Consider the following 17,383-nt stretch of genomic DNA (forward strand, 5'->3'; position numbering starts at 1 on the left):
CAAAAATCCCCGCCTCGCTGGGCTTTTACGCCATTTCAGGCGCGGCCGTTCATCCGTTTCGCAAGAACTGTAAGAATCGCTGACATTTTCGCAACAAGTGTCGGTTCGATGCGTCCCGCTCGTGCCAGAAGCGCCTCGTCATTGCAAGCAAGTCTGGCCGCGGATGCATGAGGTCGACGCGACAAAAATCACGCTTTCGTGCCGATTTTTGCGCGAGTGTGACGTTTGTCACGGAAAGCGCGCCCGGATGGGCGTGCGGAAGTGTAAAAAAATCCGACACTTAGGTGCATTCGTGGTTGTGGGCGTCCATTGACACGCCGACTAGTCCGGCGATGCTGGGTCGGTCGAGAGCGGGGTGTCGCTCCCTCCCCCTTGAAGGGGGAGGAACAAGGTGCCGGAACCGGGTCCGTGCGCTTGATGGTCAGCGTGCGACGTGATGCGCGCCGCCGGCGGCGTGGTGGTGGCCGGCGTGCGGGCGGTGGTGGGGTTTCGCGCCGACGAAGCCGCCGACCAGCATGCCCAGCGCGCTGACCGCGAGGCCGTACAACTGCGGCTCGATGTCGCCTTCCGGCACGAAAAGTTCGAACAGCAGCCAGGTGCCGATGCCGAGCACGATCGCAAGCGTCGCGCCGAGGTTGTTGGCGCGCTTCCAGAACAGCCCGGCGGCCAGCGGCACGAAGGCGCCGGCCAGCGTGACCCGGTAGGCGCTCTCGACCATGTGATGGATGGTCGCGTCGGTGGACACCGCATACACCGCGACGATGATGGAGAACGCGACCACCGCGAGCCGGGTGGCGAGCAGCAGCTGGCGGTCGGTCATGTCGTTCCAGTAACCGCGCAGGATGTTCTCCGAGAAGGTCACCGATGGTGCGAGCAGGGTGCCGGACGCGGTGCTCATGATCACCGAGATCAGCGCGCCGAAAAACACCACCTGGGCGGCGAAGGGCATGTAGCCGATGATCAGGTTGGGCAGGATCAGCTGGGAATCCTCGTCCATGAAGCGCTCGACCATGGCCGGATCGATCAGGGTGGCAGAATACGCGAGGAACAGCGGCACCGCGGCGAAGAAGAAGTAGGACACGCCGCCGAGCGTGGTGCCCCACACCGCGACCCGTTCGTTCTTGGACGAGTTCACGCGCTGGAACACGTCCTGTTGCGGGATCGAGCCGAGCGCCATCGTCAGCAGCGCCGCGATCCATGCGAGCATGTCGAGCCGGTCCAGGGTCGGCAGAAACTCGAGCTTGCCCTCGGCCGAGGCCTTGGCGATCACGTTGGTGAAGCCGCCGGCCATGTCACCGGCCAGCCAGGTCACGTAGAGCAGGCCGAGCACGATCACGATCATCTGCACGAAGGTCGTCATCGCGACGGACCACATGCCGCCGAACAGCGTATACACCAGCACCACCGCGGCGCCGATGAACACGCCCTGGTTCACGGTGATCGCGCCGTCGGACAATACGTTGAACACCAGCCCCAGCGCCGCCATCTGAGCGCCGACCCAGCCCAGGTAGGACGCGATGATCGCCAGCGACAGCGCCACCTCGGTGCTGCGGTTGTAGCGCACGCGGAAGAAGTCGCCCAGCGTCAGCAGGTTCATGCGGTACAGCGGCCGCGCGAACACCAGGCCGAACAGCACCAGGCAGATCGACGCGCCGAGCGGGTCCGAGATCAGGCCGCGGAAGCCCTCGTCGATGAAGGTCGCCGAGATGCCGAGCACGGTTTCGGCACCGAACCAGGTCGCGAATACCATTGCGAGCACCATGATCATCGGCAGGTTGCGTCCGGCGACGATGTAGTCGCGCGCATCGTGCACCCGTGTGGCGGCATAAAGACCGATGCCGACCGACACGACGATGTAGGCAATCACGAGCCACAGGAGCATGAATGGATTTTCCGGTTGGGGTGACGGAAAGGGCGAGGCGACCCGATGTGCGATATGCAAACGGCCGCAGTTTAGCAACGAAATTCATGCGTGGGGACCGTTTTATCCCTTGTGCCACGCGGATTTCGGGAGGTGGTGCGATGCACCAGAAAGGGCGTGCCGGGCGGGGGTGTCAGGCCGGTCGAGGGGCGGCGCGGACCTGCGAGAATCGGCCTGCGGGCGCCGGATCGCGGCGCGCTCAGCCGACGAAGCGGTACAGCTCCAGGCCGACCATGGCCACCAGCAGTACGCCGATGAACGCGAGCAGGCGGTTGTGGCGACGCTGGGCGGCCTCGAGCCGGGCCATCTCCTCGCGGTGGATGCGGTTCTGGCGTTCGGGTTCGGTCAGCGCCTTGTGCACCAGGCGCGGCAACTGCGGCAGCGACGCGGCCCAGTTCGGGGCTTCGTCGCGCACGCCCTGGACCATCGCGCGCCAGCCCATTTGCTCGTCCATCCAGCGCTCGAGAAAGGGCTTGGCGGTCTTCCACAGGTCCAGCTCCGGGTCGAGCTGGCGGCCCAGGCCCTCGATGTTGAGCAGTGTCTTCTGCAGCAGCACCAGCTGCGGCTGGACTTCCATCTCGAAGCGGCGCGCGGTCTGGAACAGGCGCAGCAGCGTCTTGCCGAAGGAGATGTCCTTCAGCGGTTTGTCGAAGATCGGTTCGCACACGGTGCGTATCGCGGCCTCGAATTCCTCCACCCGGGTCTTGGCCGGCACCCAGCCGGCCTCGATGTGGGCCAGCGCGACGCGCCGGTAATCCCGCTTGAAGAACGCGAGGAAGTTCTGCGCGAGGTAGTTCTTGTCTTCCTCGTTGAGCGTGCCCATGATGCCGAAGTCGAGCGCGATGTAGCGGCCGTCGCGATGCACGAAAATGTTGCCCGGATGCATGTCGGCATGGAAGAAGCCGTCGCGGAACACCTGCGTGAAAAAGATCTCGACGCCCGCACGCGACAGTATCGACAGGTCGGTGCCCTGGGCGCGCAAGGCCTCGGTCTGCGAGATCGGGATGCCGTGCATGCGCTCCATGACCATCACCGACTTGCCGCACCAGTCCCAATAGACCTCGGGCACCACCAGCAGCTTCGAGTCCTTGAAGTTGCGCCGCAGCTGCGAGCAGTTGGCCGCCTCGCGCATCAGGTCGAGTTCGTCGTTCAGGTACTTGGTGAACTCGGCCACGACCTCGCGCGGCTTGAGCCGGCGGCCCTCGACCCAGACCTTCTCGAGCAGCATCGCCGCGGTCTCGAGCAGGGCCAGGTCGTGCGCGATGACCCGCTCGATGCCGGGCCGCAGCACCTTGATCGCGACTTCGGTGCCGTCCGGCAGTTCGGCGAAGTGCACCTGCGCGACCGACGCGGATGCGATCGGCGTGCGGTCGAAGTTGATGAAGACCTCGTCGATCGGCTTCTCGTACAGGCCTTCCAGCGTGATCAGCGCCTGTTCGATCGGAAACGGCGGGACGCGGTCCTGCAGCAGCGCGAGTTCGTTGGCGAGATCGGGCGGCAGCAGGTCGCGCCGCGTGGACAGCATCTGGCCGAACTTGACGAAGATCGGGCCGAGCGACTCGAGCGCGCACCGGAGCCGCACCGCGCGCGGCTGCTCGAAACGACGCCAGAAGAAGAACACGTGCCAGATCCTGAGCAGGCGGCCGCTGGCGTCGGCATCCAGGACCATCTGGTCGAGTCCGAAGCGCAGGCCTACAGTGATGATCTTGGCGAGACGGAACAGGCGCACGGCAGCGGATTGAAATCGGCAAAGGAACGACTGTAGCCGGAAAGCCAGGGCGGCGGAAGGCCGATGCTGCTTGCCGGCCGCGCCGAACTTACGAGTCGTCACGAATGCCGTGCCGGCGGCCGGCCGTCAATCCGTTATAATTCAGCCCTTTTCGAACTGCCGAGTGCCATGAGCGCCGAACCTAAGACCCTGATCGCCGAGCTGCTGCGCGTTGCGCTGAAGAGCGTCGCACCAAATCACGCCGACACGCCGATTCATCTGGAGCGCCCCAGGCAGGCCGGGCATGGTGATTTCGCAACCAATGTCGCGCTGCAACTGGCCAAGCCGCTGCGGCGCAATCCGCGCGAGCTCGCCGCGATGCTCGCAAGCGAGCTGCCCGCGTCGCCGCTGGTGACCCGGGTCGAGGTCGCCGGCGCCGGCTTCATCAATTTCACGCTGGCCGCGGTTGCCAAGACCGCGGTGGTCCGCGACGTGATCGCCGCCGGCGCCACCTATGGGCGGGGGGTGCGCAACGGCGTGCGGGTACAGCTCGAGTTCGTGTCGGCCAATCCGACCGGGCCGCTGCATGTCGGTCATGGCCGGGGCGCGGCCTACGGGTCCTCGCTCGCGTCGGTGCTCGATTTCGCCGGCTGCGAGGTGTCGCGCGAGTACTACATCAACGACGCGGGCCGGCAGATGGACATCCTGGCGCTGTCCACGTGGCTGCGCTATCTCGCGTTCTTCGGCATCGAGGTGCCGTTTCCGCCTAACGGCTACCAGGGCGACTACGTCATCGACATGGCCCGCGAGATGCGCGACGCGCATCAGGACCGCTTCGCGAAGATCTCCGCAGCCGACCTGCTGCGCGGCACGCCCGGCTTGCCGGTCGCCGATCGCAAGGACGACGAGGCCGCGACCATGCGCGAGGATCATCTCGACGCGCTGATCGCCAACGCGAAGCGTCTGCTGGGCGAGGACTACGCATGGGTGCATGGTTTTGCGCTGAACCAGCAACTCGGCGACTGCCGCGAGGACCTCGAACAGTTCGGTGTGAGGTTCGACAAATGGTTCTCCGAGAAGAGCCTGTTCGACACCGGACTGGTTGAGCGCGCGGTGGCCGAGCTCGAGCGGCGCGGCCATGTCTATGTGCAGGACGGAGCCAGATGGTTCCGCTCCAGCGCCTTCGGCGACGAGAAGGACCGGGTGGTGCAGCGCGAGAACGGCATGTACACCTATTTCGCGTCCGACATCGCTTATCACCTGAACAAGTACGAGCGCGGCTTCGACCGCATCATCGATGTGTGGGGGGCGGACCACCACGGCTACATCGCACGCGTGAAGGGCGCGGTGGCCGCGCTGGGTCTGCCGCCGGAGAAGCTCGATGTCGCGCTGGTGCAGTTCGCGGTGCTGTATCGCAACGGCCAGAAGGCGTCGATGTCCACCCGTTCGGGTGACTTCGTCACGCTGCGCGACCTGCGCCAGGAAGTCGGCAACGACGCGTGTCGCTTCTTCTATGTGTTGCGCAAGAGCGACCAGCACCTGGACTTCGACCTGGACCTGGCCAAGAGCCGCAGCAACGAGAACCCGGTGTTCTACGTGCAGTACGCGCATGCGCGGGTGTGCTCGGTGATGCAGCAATGGGGCGGTGACGCGAGCGAACTGGCCGATGCCGATCCGGCGCGGTTGGCCAGCGAGCGCGAGCTGGCGCTGTGCGCGCTGCTCGGCGCGTATCCCGAGGTCGTGCAGAGCGCCGCCGCGGACTACGCGCCGCATCAGATCGCGTTCTACCTGAAGGATCTGGCCGGCGAGTTTCACGCGTGGTACAACGCCGAGCGCATGCTGGTCGATGACGACGGCCTGCGGCTCGCCCGCCTCGCGCTGGCGCAGGCGGTGCGCGAGGTGCTCGCGTCCGGCCTGAACATGCTCGGTGTGTCGGCACCGCAGGAGATGTGACACAGTGGAGAAGCGCCGTGACTCGTGACCAGAAGCCTCGCCGCAAGCCGGCGCGCAAGCCGGCCCGCAGTGGGGGCGGCGTCATCGTCGGAATCTTCATCGGGCTGGTGCTCGGCGCACTGCTGGCGGCCGGCACCGCCTGGTATCTGACCCGCTCGTCGCCGTTCCAGCCGCCGCCGAACACGCCGGCCGCGATCGTGTCGGGCGATCAGGCGCCGCTGTCGCTGCCAGGAAAGGCCGGTGACCGGCCGGTGGTGAAACAGGATTTCGAGTTCTACCGCATTCTGCCGCAGGGCAGTGGTGGCGGGGCGCAGACCGCGCCGGTCGCGCCTCAGCCGCAGGTCGAACCGGCGCGCCCCGAGCGCCTGTACCTGCAGGTTGGCGCGTTCGAGGATCCCGCCGAGGCGGACAACATGAAGGCGCTGCTCGCGCTCAACGGCATCGAGGCTAACGCGCAGCGCACGCAGCTGACCGATGGGCGCATCGTGCATCGCGTGCGGATCGGGCCGTTCAGCAACCCCGAGGACATGAATCCGATCCGGTCACGGCTGGCCACGGCCGGGCTGACCGCATCGGTGGTGCGTGTGAACCCCTGAACAGTGAAAACGGAACGCTTGCGCGTTGGGCGCGTCAGAACGCGTACGAGATCCCATCCCGACCGGAGAAATAGATGAACCGTCGTTTGATCCTGAAGCAGTTCGGCGCGCTGGCGCTGTTTTCGGCCGCCGGCACGGTGGCGTTTGCACAGCAGGGCGGCCAGGAACTGTTTCGCAGCCTGCCGAACCCGATCCCGCCCGACACGCCGGGCAAGATCGAAGTGATCGAGTTCTTCCATTACGGTTGTCCGCACTGTCGCGATTTCCACCCGCTGATGAAGGACTGGCTCAAGCGCCTGCCCGACGATGTAGCCTTTCGTGCGGTGCCGGCGATCTGGGGCAACGAACAGCTGCGCGGGCTCGCACGGCTCTATTACACGGCCGAGCGCACCGGCACGCTGGACCTGATCGAGGAGGACATCTTCGCCGCGGTGCAGGACGAGCGCCGCCCGATCTTCAACGAGGCGGGCGTGCGCGACTGGATCAGCCGCTACGAGCTGGATCACAAGGCCTTCATGGACACCTACGAGTCGTTTGCAATGCAGGCGCTGGTGCAACGTGCCGACCAGGTCGCACGCACCTATCGCATCCAGGGTGTGCCGACGATGGTGGTGGGTGGCCGGTACGTCACGTCCGCGTCGATGACCGGCAGCCATGAGCGTACGCTGGCGGTGGTCGACGAGTTGATCGTCAAGGCCCGCAGCGAACTCTGACCTATCATCGGGGGCCCGGGGCAGCATGGCCGACGAGCCGGACATGGACGGTGTCGAACGCAGAGGCCGGCAGCGCTTCGTCGCCCGATGGCGCGGCGAGTACTGTTTCTGGGCACTGGTGGACGGCGAACGCAGGCCGCTGGTCGACCTGTCGCTCGAGGGCTTCGCGGTCCCGGCGGCAAGCCCGGCCGTGCTCGGTGAAGTCTTCGACTTCGTATTGCAGCGTGTCAACGTACCCGACGAGATTCGCGGCCGCTCGCGCGTAGTCAATCACATCGACACGCCGACGGGCGCGCAGCTCGGCTGTCTTTTCGTCGAACTCGACGGGGACGGGCGCGACAGGCTGCAGGACTGGCTGACCGCGCATGTGCTCGCGAACGCGACCGTCCCGATCAGCGAACGGGATGCGGCCGACATCGTGTCCGGTCGGTCGTTGATCTGATCCCGCCGCCCGTGGGGCATAGCGCGGGTTAGGGAAAACGCGCCTATCAACCGTCACGCAATCCCCCTAAGGTAAACCCTGAGCAGGCATGTGGGCCGGCCCTGACCGGTCGCGGCGTTCCGCAAGGCCTTGATCGTGCCGCTCGCATACCAAGAATGGGAGACGGATATGAGGCGAAGCAGGACCGAGACACCGGCCGGACAGATCGAAGCGGTCGTCGAACAGATTCGGGACAAGTTACCGGCCGACATGGTGGCCGTCGTCGAACCCTTTGCGCGGAAGTACTTCGACTCGGTCGATCCGGATGATCTGGCCGGATTCGCGATCGGGGATCTTTACGGCGTGGTGCTGAGCCACTGGCATTTCGTGCGCAAGCACGCGGGCGTGGCTCGGGTGCGGGTGTACAACCCGCGTCTGGAGGAGCACGGCTGGGACTCGACCCACACGGTCATCGAGATCGTCGGCGATGACATGCCCTTTCTGGTCGATTCGGTGACGATGGAGGTCAATCGGCAGGGGCTGACGCTGCACCTCATCATCCATCCGGTCATGTGCGTATCGCGCGACGCGGGCGGTCATTTCGTTGGACTCGGAGACGACACTTGCGCGAAGGAGGGGCACTACGAGTCGATCATGCATGTCGAGGTCGATCGCCGCACCGAGCCCGAGGACCTCGAGGAATTGCAGGCCGGGCTGGAGCGCGTGCTGGCCGACGTGAAGGCAGCGGTGAGCGACTGGCCGGCCATGTGCGAGCGGGTGAAGGACATCGTCGAGGACACGAGCCGCACGCGGACTGGCGCCGACGCGGATGAAACGCGCGAGGTGCAGGCGTTTCTGAACTGGCTGCTCGACGACAACTTCGTGCTGCTGGGCTGCCGCGACTACGATCTCATCAGTGCGGACGGCCAGAACGAGCTGCGGATTCGCGCCGGGTCCGGTCTCGGTCTGTTGCGCGATGCCGGCGACGAGACGAGTTCGCGTTCGTTCGCCGCGCTGCCGCCGCAGATCAAGGCGCAGGCGCATCTGCCCACGCTGCTGATGGTCACCAAGTCGAACAGCCGCTCGACCGTGCACAGACCGGGCTATCTGGACTACATCGGGGTCAAGACCTTCGCCGAGGACGGCACGGTCACCGGCGAGCGCCGCGTGATCGGCCTGCTCGCCTCCACCGCCTACAGCACCAGCCCGCACGAGATTCCGCTGCTCAGGCGCAAGGTCGATGCCGTGGTCGAGCGTTCCGGCTTCCTGCCCGGGAGTCATTCTGCCAAGGCCTTGCAGACCATTCTGCAGCGCTATCCGCGCGACGAGCTATTCCAGATCTCGACCGACGACCTGTTCGCCCATGCAATGGGGATCCAGCGCCTGGGCGAGCGTCAGCGCACGCGACTGTTCGTGCGTCGCGATCCGTTCGCGCGTTTCGTGTCCTGCCTGATCTACGTACCGCGCGAGAACTACAACACCGAACAGCGCCAGCGCATGCAGGCGGTGTTGATGGACGCCTTCAACGGCACCGCGTCGGAGTTCGACGTTCATTTCTCGGAATCCGCACTGGCGCGCATCCTGATCATCGTGCGCACACCGGACGGCGAGATCCCCTCCTATGACGCGCGTGAGCTCGAGGAACGCCTGGTACGGGCGGCCCGGCGCTGGGAGGACGACCTGCAGAAGGCGCTGATCGAGCACTGCGGTGAGGAGCGCGGCATGCGCCTTTTGCGCCGCTATGGCGAGGGTTTTCCGGCCGGCTATCGCGAGGAATATCCGGCCCGGGTCGCGGTGTTCGACATCGAGCAGATGGAGTCGCTGGCCGAGCAGGACGGTCTGGGCATGAGCCTGTACGTACCGCTGGAGGCGCCGCCGGGGCGGCTGAACTTCAAGCTCTACCGCTCGGGTGCGCCGGTGCCGCTGTCGCACAGCCTGCCGATGCTGGAAAGAATGGGCGTGCGTGTGATGGACGAGCGGCCCTTTCACATCGAGCGCCAGGATGGTGTTCAGGTCTGGATCCACGACTTCGGTCTGAGCCATGGCGGTGAGGACGATCTGCAGATCGACAAGCTCAGGCCGCTGTTCCAGGAGGCCTTCCAGCAGGCCTGGCGCGGCCAGATCGAGAATGACGATTTCAACCGGCTGACGCTGCTCGCGGGACTCGACTGGCGCGGGATCAGCGTGCTGCGTGCGTACGCCAAGTACATGAAGCAGGCTGCCTTCACGTTCAGCCAGACCTACATGGAGCAGACGCTGGCCGCGCACCCCGGTCTCGCGCGACAGCTGGTCAATCTGTTCATGCACCGCTTCGATCCGGCCCAGTCGCGGCAGCGCGACAAGCAATGCGAAAAACTGGTCGCAGGCATCGAGCAGGCGCTCAACGACGTCGCGAATCTGGATGAGGACCGGATCATCCGCCAGTTTCTTGCGCTGATGCAGGCCACGTTGCGCACCAACTTCTTCCAGAAGGGCACCGACGGGCGGCCCAAGCCCTACATCTCGTTCAAGCTGGACCCGAAACTCGTCCCGGCACTGCCCCACCCGTTGCCGATGTTCGAGATCTTCGTGTATTCGCCGCGGATCGAGGGTGTGCACCTGCGTGGCGGCAAAGTCGCGCGCGGCGGGCTGCGCTGGTCCGACCGCATGGAGGACTTCCGCACCGAGATCCTGGGCCTGGTGAAGGCCCAGATCGTGAAGAACGCGGTGATCGTGCCGGTCGGCTCCAAGGGTGGGTTCGTCGTCAAAAACCCGCCGGCCGAAGGCGGACGCGAGGCGCTGCAGGCCGAGGGCATCGCGTGCTACCGGATGTTCCTCAGCGGGCTGCTCGATCTGACCGACAATCTGGTCCAGGGCAAGGTCGTACCGCCGTCCGACGTGGTGCGCCACGACGACGACGACCCCTATCTGGTGGTCGCGGCCGACAAGGGCACGGCGACCTTCTCCGATTATGCCAATCAGCTGGCCGCGGAATACGGCTTCTGGCTCGGCGATGCGTTCGCTTCGGGCGGATCGGTGGGCTACGACCACAAGAAGATGGGCATCACCGCGCGCGGCGCATGGGAGTCGGTCAAGCGCCATTTCCGTGAACTCGGCCTGAACACGCAGGAGGAGCCGTTCACCGTGGCCGGCATCGGCGACATGTCAGGTGACGTGTTCGGCAACGGCATGCTGCTGTCGAAGAAAATCCGGCTGCTCGCGGCCTTCGACCATCGTCACATCTTCATCGACCCCGATCCCGACCCGGAGGCGAGCTGGGCCGAGCGCGAGCGGCTGTTCGCGTTGCCGCGATCCTCGTGGGACGACTACGACAAGGCACTGATCTCGGCCGGCGGCGGGGTGTGGCCGCGCAGCGCGAAGTCGATCCGCCTGTCGGAGCAGGTGCGGACCGCGCTGGACATCGACGCCGAGTCGCTGTCGCCCAACGAGCTGATGCGGGCGATCCTGAAGGCGCCGGTGGATCTGCTGTACAACGGCGGCATCGGCACCTACATCAAGGCCGGCAACGAGACCGACGCGTCGGTGGGTGACCGCGCCAACGATGCGATCAGGGTCAATGGCGGCGAGTTGCGCTGCCGTGTCGTCGGCGAGGGCGGCAACCTCGGTGCGACGCAGCTCGGGCGGATCGAGTTCGCGCTGAAGGGGGGCAAGATCTGCACCGACGCGATCGACAATTCAGGTGGCGTCGATTGCTCGGATCACGAGGTGAACATCAAGATCCTGCTCAACGCGGTGGTCGCGGAAGGCGAACTGACCGAGAAGCAGCGGAACAAGCTGCTCGCGGACATGACCGACGAAGTCGCGGCGCTGGTGCTGCGCGACAATTATGCGCAGACGCAGGTCCTGTCGGTCACGCGCTCGCGCGGCGTGTCGCTCACCGACGAGCAGGCCGACTACATCCGCAAGCTGTCGCATGCCGGACGGCTCAATCGCAAGATCGAGTTCCTGCCGATGGACGAGGAGATCGTGGAGCGCAAGGCCGCCGGAACCGGTCTGGTGACGCCCGAGCTGGCCGTGCTGCTCGCCTACAGCAAGATCGAGCTGTACGACGAGGTGCTCGCATCCGATGTGCCGGAGGATCCGTACATCTCGACCGCATTGCATCGTTATTTCCCGGTGCCGCTGCGCGAGCGCTTCGGCGAGCAGATCTCGCAGCATCCGCTGCGCCGCGAGATCATCTCGACCCACGTGATCAACAGCATGATCAACCGGGTGGGCAGCACCTTCGTCAGCCGCCTGCAGAACGAACTCGGAGCCTCGGCCCAGGACATCGTTCGGGCCTACATGGCGACCCGGGAGGTGTTCGGACTGGTCCAGACCTGGCGCGACATCGAGGCGCTGGACAATCAGGTCGAGGATGCCGTGCAGACCGCGATGATCGTCGACATCGGCCGGCTGGTCCAGCGGGGCACGATGTGGTTCCTGCGTCATCGTGCATGGCTGGCGGATCTGCAGGCCACGCTGGCGCATTTCTCGTCCGGCGTCGGAAAGCTGGCCGTGGGCCTGCGCGAGCTGGTGACCGAGGACTATCGCGCCGAACTGGATCGCATCGCGGGCGAGTATGTCGCCAGGGGTGTGCCCGAAGCCCTGGCGCAGCGCATCGCGTCCCTGGACGAGCTGTATTCCGCGCTCGATCTGGTCGAGGTGGCCACCGAGGCCGGTCGTCCCGAAGCGACGGTCGCGGCGGTGTATTTCGCATTGGGTGGTCGTCTGGAACTGCACTGGCTGGGACGCCAGATCGGGGCGCTGCCGGCGCAGACCCGCTGGCAGTCGCTTGCCCGCAGCGCGTTGCGCGTCGATCTGTCCGGCCAGGCGCGCAGCCTCGCGGCCGATGCGCTCAAGCTGTCGCCCGACACGTCCGAGCCGGCCGAAATGGTGGAGGCCTGGCTCGGGCGGCATCAGTTCCATGTCGAGCGTTACGCGCATCTGCTCGGCGACGTGAAGGCCAGCAAGAGCATCGAGATGCCGATGGTCTCGGTGTTGATGCGCGAGCTGCGCAGCATGGCCTGAGCGCTGCGCGCGTCGGGACGATCCGGACTGCGATCCGGTCCGTCCCGGCGGTGCGGAATCCGTCGTTCAGCGGGTAAGACAACGGGGGCGATCCAGCCATGGATCGCCCCCGTTCTTGTCGCGTGCGGCGCGTGTCAGAACACGCGCCGGTTCAGCCGGCGTCGGTCAGGCGGTCGCCTGCGGCCGCACCCCGTACTTTCTGATCCGGCTCGTCTGCAGGAACCAGACCAGTGCGAGCAGGCCCAGGGCCGGGATGTAGATCCACTCCTTGGCGGGGCGCTCGGTGGTCGGGACCTCCAGCAACACGATGCGAAAGCCCTGTTCCATGCCGAGGCGCTCGGCCCGGCTGCCGAAGCGTACCGCCGCCACCTGTACTTCGTCCCCCAGGGCCATCACGGTCAGGCCGACCGCGTTCAGACGCTCCCGCGCGGTGGGGGCGGTCGGGCCGAGCGGCAACAGCACGCCCTTGGACACGTCGCGACCTTCGAGCGACATGCCCTCGACCCAGACCCGCAGGTTCGCGTTCGCCGGGGCGCTCTCCACCAGGCGCGTAAGCTCGGTGACCGGCATCTCGTCATAGGGTGGCGCGAACATGTCCATCCAGTATCCCGGACGGAACAGACTGAAGGTCACCAGCAGCAACAACAGCACCTCGTGAATCCTGTTGCGCGTCAGGAACCAGCCCTGCGTGGCCGCCGCGAACGCCATGCTCGCAATCGTCGCGGTCACGATGGTCATGATCATCTGGGTCGTGTTCTCGATGCCGATCAACAGCAGCTGTGTGTTGAAGATGAACATGAAGGGCAGGATCGCGGTTCGGGCGCTGTAGCCGAAGGCGGTGAAGCCGGTCTTGATCGGGTCGCTGTTGGCGATGCCGGCGGCCGCGTAGGATGCGAGACCGACCGGCGGTGTCACGTCGGCCATCAGGCCGAAATAGAACACGAACAGGTGCACCGCGATCAGCGGCACCAGCAGCCCGCTCTGCGCGCCCAGTTCGACGATGACCGGCGCCATCAGCGACGACACTACGATGTAGTTCGCCGTGGTCGGCAGGCCCATGCCCAGCACCAGCGAGATCAGCGCCACCAGCACCAGCATGATCATCAGGTTGCCGCCGGAGATGACCTCGACCAGTTCGGTCATGACCAGGCCGATGCCGGTCAGCGTCACCGTGCCGACGATGATGCCGGCGGTCGCGGTCGCGACCCCGATCGCGATCATGTTGCGTGCGCCGGTGACCAGGCCATTGAGCAGTTCGGAGAAGCCGACCCGGATCTGTCCGCCGAGATCGCCGGTACGCCGAAAGAACGCGAACAGGGGCCGTTGCGTGATGATGATGACCATCAGGAATACGGTGGCCCAGAAGGCCGACAGCGCCGGTGAAAGTCGCTCGACCATCAGGTTCCAGATCAGTGCGACGACCGGTAGCAGGAAATGCAGGCCGGATTTCAGCGTCGGGCCGATCTCGGGCAGGTACTCCATCGGCTCCTTCGGGTCCTCCATCTGCAGTTCCGGGTAGCGCGCGCCGAACGCGATGATGCCGATGTAGGTGGCGACCATCAGCACCGAGATGATGATGAAGGACGCATCGCCGGTGGCCGTCTTGATCCAGCCCAGGCCCCAATACACGATGCCGGCGAGGATGATCACCCCGGACAGCGTCATCAATGTGCTGATCATCGTGTCGCGGAACACCAGCGGCACCCGGCGCGGGAGACCCTTCAGGTCGGCCTTCATCGCTTCGAGGTGGACGATGTAGAACAGCGCGATGTAGGAGATCAGCGCCGGTACGATCGCGTGCTTGAGCACCTCGATGTACGGAATGCCGACATACTCGACCATCAGGAACGCGGCCGCCCCCATGACCGGCGGCATCAGCTGGCCGTTCACCGAGGATGCGACTTCGACCGCGGCCGCCTTGTCGGCCCGGTATCCGACCCGCTTGATCAGCGGAATGGTGAAGGTGCCGGTGGTGACCACGTTGGCGATGGACGAACCGGAGATCAAACCGGTGGAGGCGGACGCGACCACGGCCGCCTTGGCCGGGCCACCGCGCAGGTGGCCGAGCAGCGCGATCGCCGACTTGATGAAGTAGTTGCCGGCGCCAGCGGTCTCGAGCAATGCACCGAACAGCACGAACAGGAAGATGAAGCCGGCCGACACGCCGACCGCGACGCCGAACACGCCCTCGGACGTCAGCCACAGATGGCTCATGCCGCGCGACAGCGATGCACCGCGGTGCGCGATCATCTCCGGCATGTAGTTGCCGAAGAAGATGTAGATCAGGAACAGCACCGCGAGGATCACGATCGGCAGTCCGAGCGAGCGGCGTGCGGCCTCGAGCAGCAGCGCCAGGCCGATGACCGCGACGGTCAGATCCATCGTGGTCGGAAGTCCGGGGCGGCCCGACAGCTCCTGATAGAAGATGAACAGGTAGGCCGAGCAGAAGGCCGCCACGGCGGCGAGCAGCCAGTCGAAGATCGGCACGTAATCCCGGGGTGAGTGCTTGAAGGCCGGGTAGGCGGAGAACGCCAGAAAGACCGCGAAGGCGAGGTGGATCGCGCGGGTCTCGGTGCTGTTGAAGACCAGGAAACCCAGGCTGAAGGGCAGCGGTGACGCGATCCAGAGCTGGAACAGCGACCAGGTCAGCGCGACGAGCATCAGGAAAGTCGCCGTGACCCCGGTCGGCTTGCGTCCGCCGGTGTCGGCCTCGGCGACGATCCGCTGCAGTTCTTCCTCGCTGAGTTCGTGATGAGGCGGCGTATTGCCTTTATGGTTCGACATGGCTGCACCTTCAGTCTGAAAATTCAGTGTTTCAGCGACGGATTCTTCCCGGTGGACACGCGCACCCCATGCATGGCCTGGGCCATTGCATGGGGTGGTTCGGGCTCAGATTCCTGTTCGCATCGCGACGCCCGTCAGGCAGCGCCGGGACGAGCCGCGCGGCCGCATCCAGGTTGGAGCAAGGATGCGGTCGCACGAAGCCGGCAGCCCGCAGGTGCCGGCACGAAGGCATTACATCCAGCCTCGTTCCTTGTAGTAACGGATGGCGCCGTCATGCAGCGGGGCCGACAGACCGTTCTTGATCATGTCGGCTTCCTGCAGGAAGCCGAAGGCCGGGTGCAGGCGCTTGAAATCCTCGAAGTTGTCGAAGACCGCCTTGACCATGGTGTACACCACGTCGTCCGGGGTCTTGGTCGAGGTCACGAAGGTCGCGAGCACGCCGTAGGTCGGGGTCGGGTCGGGGTTGCCTGCGTACAGCCCGCCCGGAATGTCGACCTGCGCGTAATACGGGCGCTCTTCGATCAGCTTCTCCACCGCCGGTCCGGTCAGCGGAATCAGTTGCGCACCGCAGGTCGTGGTCGGATCCTGGATGTTGGCCGACGGGTGACCCACGCCGTAGAAGAAGCCGTCGATCTGGTTGTCGCACAGCGCCGCGCCGTGCTCGTCCGCACGCAATTCGGACGCGAGCGAGAAGTCGGACAGGCCCATGCCGAGCGCGCTCAGCAGCTCTTCCATCGATGCACGCGTGCCGGAACCGGGGTTGCCGACGTTGAAACGCTTGCCCTTGAAATCGGCGAATTCACCGATGTTGGCTTCCCTGCGGGCGAGCACGGTGAAGGGCTCCGGGTGCAGCGACATGACTGCGCGCAGTTCCGTGTTTGCACCGGCGTCGCTGAACGTGCTCGAGCCGTTGAAGGCGTGATACTGCCAGTCGGATTGGGCGACGCCGAAGTCGAGCTCGCCAGCGCGGATGGTGTTAAGGTTGAACACCGAGCCGCCAGTACTCTCGACCGAGCAGCGGATGCCATGCTGGGCACGGTTCATGTTGATCAGGCGGCAGATCGCACCGCCTGCCGCGTAATACACGCCCGTGACCCCCCCGGTTCCGATCGTCACGAACTGCTGCTGGGCATGCACCGGAGCGGTGCCGATCATGCCCGCGGTTGCGAAGGCCGCTGCGATAACGGTAAATCTTTTCATGTTGGATGTTCCTCATCAGTTGAGAGAATGAACCGGATGTGAGCTGAAAGGCTTGGAAACAACGCAGCGTCGCCATCCGGAACGGCTAATTCATGCACATGCTTGAGGCTTACACTAACCCGCTTTTACCCCTTTTTCCAGCTAGGGATAGCCTTATGAGGGTTTACCCGGTCCACTGCAGCTTCACCGGCCGGGACCGCATGTGGATAACGAGCTGGCCACCATTGTTACGATTTTCTCGATGATTTCCCGTTCCCGAGACCACGATGAGCAAGTGCTGTGCGATGCGATCGGCACCGTGCATCGCGCATGGCGCGGGGCCGCCCGGATCGTGTCGCTGGTACCGTCCCTGACCGAACTCGTCTGCGAGCTGGGGCTGGCCGGACAGCTGGTCGGTCGAACCGGGTTCTGCATCCATCCGCGTGATGCGCTGCGATCCGTCACCAAGGTCGGCGGCACCAAGGACGTCAAGGTGGATGTCATCAGGGCGCTGGCGCCGACCCATCTGATCGTGAACATCGACGAAAATCGGCGCGAAACGGTCGACGAACTCGCGACCTTCGTTCCGAACGTGATCGTGACCCATCCCTGCGTGCCGGAGGACAATCTCGCACTCTATCGGCTGTTCGGGGCGCTGTTCGATCGGCGCGAACGGGGCGAGGCGCTGGCGCTCGAACTGCAACGGGCGCTGGCCGACGCGGACGCGTTGCGCATGGGCATCGAACCCGAATCGGTGCTCTATCTGATCTGGCGGGATCCCTGGATGACCGTCTCGCGGTCGACCTACATCTCCGCGATGCTCGCACGCGTCGGTTGGCACAGCCTGCCGGAGGCGTCGGACGTGCGCTATCCGGTCATCGACTGGAACGAGCCGTGGCTGAAACGACTCGGACGCGTGTTGCTGTCGTCAGAGCCCTACCGTTTCAGGGCGCGGCATGTCGAGGAGGTCGTGGGCCTGTGCGGCGCGCCGGTCGAACTGATCGACGGTGAGATGGCCTCTTGGTACGGCAGTCGCGCCATCGCCGGCATTCGCTATCTGACCGATCTGCGTGCCCGGCTTGCCTGACGGACGTTCGT

Annotated in this window: 10 protein-coding genes; 6 read left to right on the forward strand and 4 right to left on the reverse strand. The window is 65.3% G+C overall.

The window, feature by feature from the left end; genetic code table 11:
- Nucleotides 1-421 precede the first annotated feature (421 nt).
- Together ACKVEX_RS10350 and ubiB are read right to left on the reverse strand one after the other, a co-directional pair.
- A complete protein-coding gene (locus ACKVEX_RS10350; protein WP_473215648.1) occupies nucleotides 422-1,882 on the reverse strand; it encodes a high affinity choline transporter 1 in 1,461 nt (486 codons plus the stop codon).
- A 238-nt stretch (nucleotides 1,883-2,120) separates the two neighbouring features.
- Nucleotides 2,121-3,650 carry a ubiquinone biosynthesis regulatory protein kinase UbiB gene (gene ubiB, locus ACKVEX_RS10355; RefSeq protein ID WP_473215738.1) on the reverse strand — a complete coding sequence of 510 codons (1,530 nt, stop codon included), beginning with the start codon at nucleotides 3,648-3,650 and terminating at the stop codon, nucleotides 2,121-2,123.
- Between the two features lie 168 nt (nucleotides 3,651-3,818).
- Between ubiB and argS the strand changes: the two genes are divergently transcribed.
- The 5 genes from argS to ACKVEX_RS10380 all read left to right on the forward strand — a co-directional run bounded on the left by argS (nucleotide 3,819) and on the right by ACKVEX_RS10380 (nucleotide 12,322).
- The gene (gene argS, locus ACKVEX_RS10360) at nucleotides 3,819-5,582 is read left to right on the forward strand and encodes an arginine--tRNA ligase (protein WP_473215649.1); all 1,764 of its coding nucleotides are present in this window, start codon (nucleotides 3,819-3,821) and stop codon (nucleotides 5,580-5,582) included.
- A 17-nt stretch (nucleotides 5,583-5,599) separates the two neighbouring features.
- Nucleotides 5,600-6,178, forward strand: a complete 579-nt coding sequence (locus ACKVEX_RS10365; protein WP_473215650.1) for an SPOR domain-containing protein — start codon at nucleotides 5,600-5,602, stop codon at nucleotides 6,176-6,178.
- Nucleotides 6,179-6,252: 74 nt separating this feature from the next.
- Nucleotides 6,253-6,891: a thiol:disulfide interchange protein DsbA/DsbL gene (locus tag ACKVEX_RS10370; protein WP_473215651.1), complete on the forward strand. Its 639-nt coding sequence runs from the start codon at nucleotides 6,253-6,255 to the stop codon at nucleotides 6,889-6,891.
- Nucleotides 6,892-6,934: 43 nt separating this feature from the next.
- Nucleotides 6,935-7,333, forward strand: coding sequence for a PilZ domain-containing protein (locus ACKVEX_RS10375; RefSeq protein ID WP_473215652.1), 399 nt, complete (start codon nucleotides 6,935-6,937; stop codon nucleotides 7,331-7,333).
- Nucleotides 7,334-7,501: 168 nt separating this feature from the next.
- Nucleotides 7,502-12,322: an NAD-glutamate dehydrogenase gene (locus ACKVEX_RS10380; protein ID WP_473215653.1), complete on the forward strand. Its 4,821-nt coding sequence runs from the start codon at nucleotides 7,502-7,504 to the stop codon at nucleotides 12,320-12,322.
- A 165-nt stretch (nucleotides 12,323-12,487) separates the two neighbouring features.
- On the opposite strand, the gene ACKVEX_RS10385 is transcribed toward ACKVEX_RS10380, so the two are convergent.
- Together ACKVEX_RS10385 and ACKVEX_RS10390 are read right to left on the reverse strand one after the other, a co-directional pair.
- Nucleotides 12,488-15,106, reverse strand: a complete 2,619-nt coding sequence (locus ACKVEX_RS10385) for a TRAP transporter permease (protein ID WP_473215654.1) — start codon at nucleotides 15,104-15,106, stop codon at nucleotides 12,488-12,490.
- A 231-nt stretch (nucleotides 15,107-15,337) separates the two neighbouring features.
- The gene (locus ACKVEX_RS10390; protein ID WP_473215655.1) at nucleotides 15,338-16,306 is read right to left on the reverse strand and encodes a TAXI family TRAP transporter solute-binding subunit; all 969 of its coding nucleotides are present in this window, start codon (nucleotides 16,304-16,306) and stop codon (nucleotides 15,338-15,340) included.
- A 241-nt stretch (nucleotides 16,307-16,547) separates the two neighbouring features.
- Between ACKVEX_RS10390 and ACKVEX_RS10395 the strand changes: the two genes are divergently transcribed.
- Nucleotides 16,548-17,372, forward strand: coding sequence for a helical backbone metal receptor (locus ACKVEX_RS10395; protein WP_473215656.1), 825 nt, complete (start codon nucleotides 16,548-16,550; stop codon nucleotides 17,370-17,372).
- Nucleotides 17,373-17,383 lie beyond the last annotated feature (11 nt).

The sequence above is a fragment of the Denitraticella aggregata genome (assembly GCF_048158365.1).
In the GTDB taxonomy this organism is placed as follows: domain Bacteria; phylum Pseudomonadota; class Gammaproteobacteria; order Burkholderiales; family Rhodocyclaceae; genus Azoarcus_F.

What these genes read in the sequence shown, in the direction of transcription:
- ACKVEX_RS10380 (WP_473215653.1), top strand. Translation starts at nt 7,502, where the DNA reads ATGAGGCGAAGCAGGACCGAGACACCGGCCGGACAGATCGAAGCGGTC.
- ACKVEX_RS10385 (WP_473215654.1), bottom strand. Translation starts at nt 15,106, where the DNA reads ATGTCGAACCATAAAGGCAATACGCCGCCTCATCACGAACTCAGCGAG.
- ACKVEX_RS10390 (WP_473215655.1), bottom strand. Translation starts at nt 16,306, where the DNA reads ATGAAAAGATTTACCGTTATCGCAGCGGCCTTCGCAACCGCGGGCATG.
- ACKVEX_RS10370 (WP_473215651.1), top strand. Translation starts at nt 6,253, where the DNA reads ATGAACCGTCGTTTGATCCTGAAGCAGTTCGGCGCGCTGGCGCTGTTT.
- ACKVEX_RS10375 (WP_473215652.1), top strand. Translation starts at nt 6,935, where the DNA reads ATGGACGGTGTCGAACGCAGAGGCCGGCAGCGCTTCGTCGCCCGATGG.
- ACKVEX_RS10350 (WP_473215648.1), bottom strand. Translation starts at nt 1,882, where the DNA reads ATGCTCCTGTGGCTCGTGATTGCCTACATCGTCGTGTCGGTCGGCATC.
- ACKVEX_RS10395 (WP_473215656.1), top strand. Translation starts at nt 16,548, where the DNA reads ATGATTTCCCGTTCCCGAGACCACGATGAGCAAGTGCTGTGCGATGCG.
- argS (WP_473215649.1), top strand. Translation starts at nt 3,819, where the DNA reads ATGAGCGCCGAACCTAAGACCCTGATCGCCGAGCTGCTGCGCGTTGCG.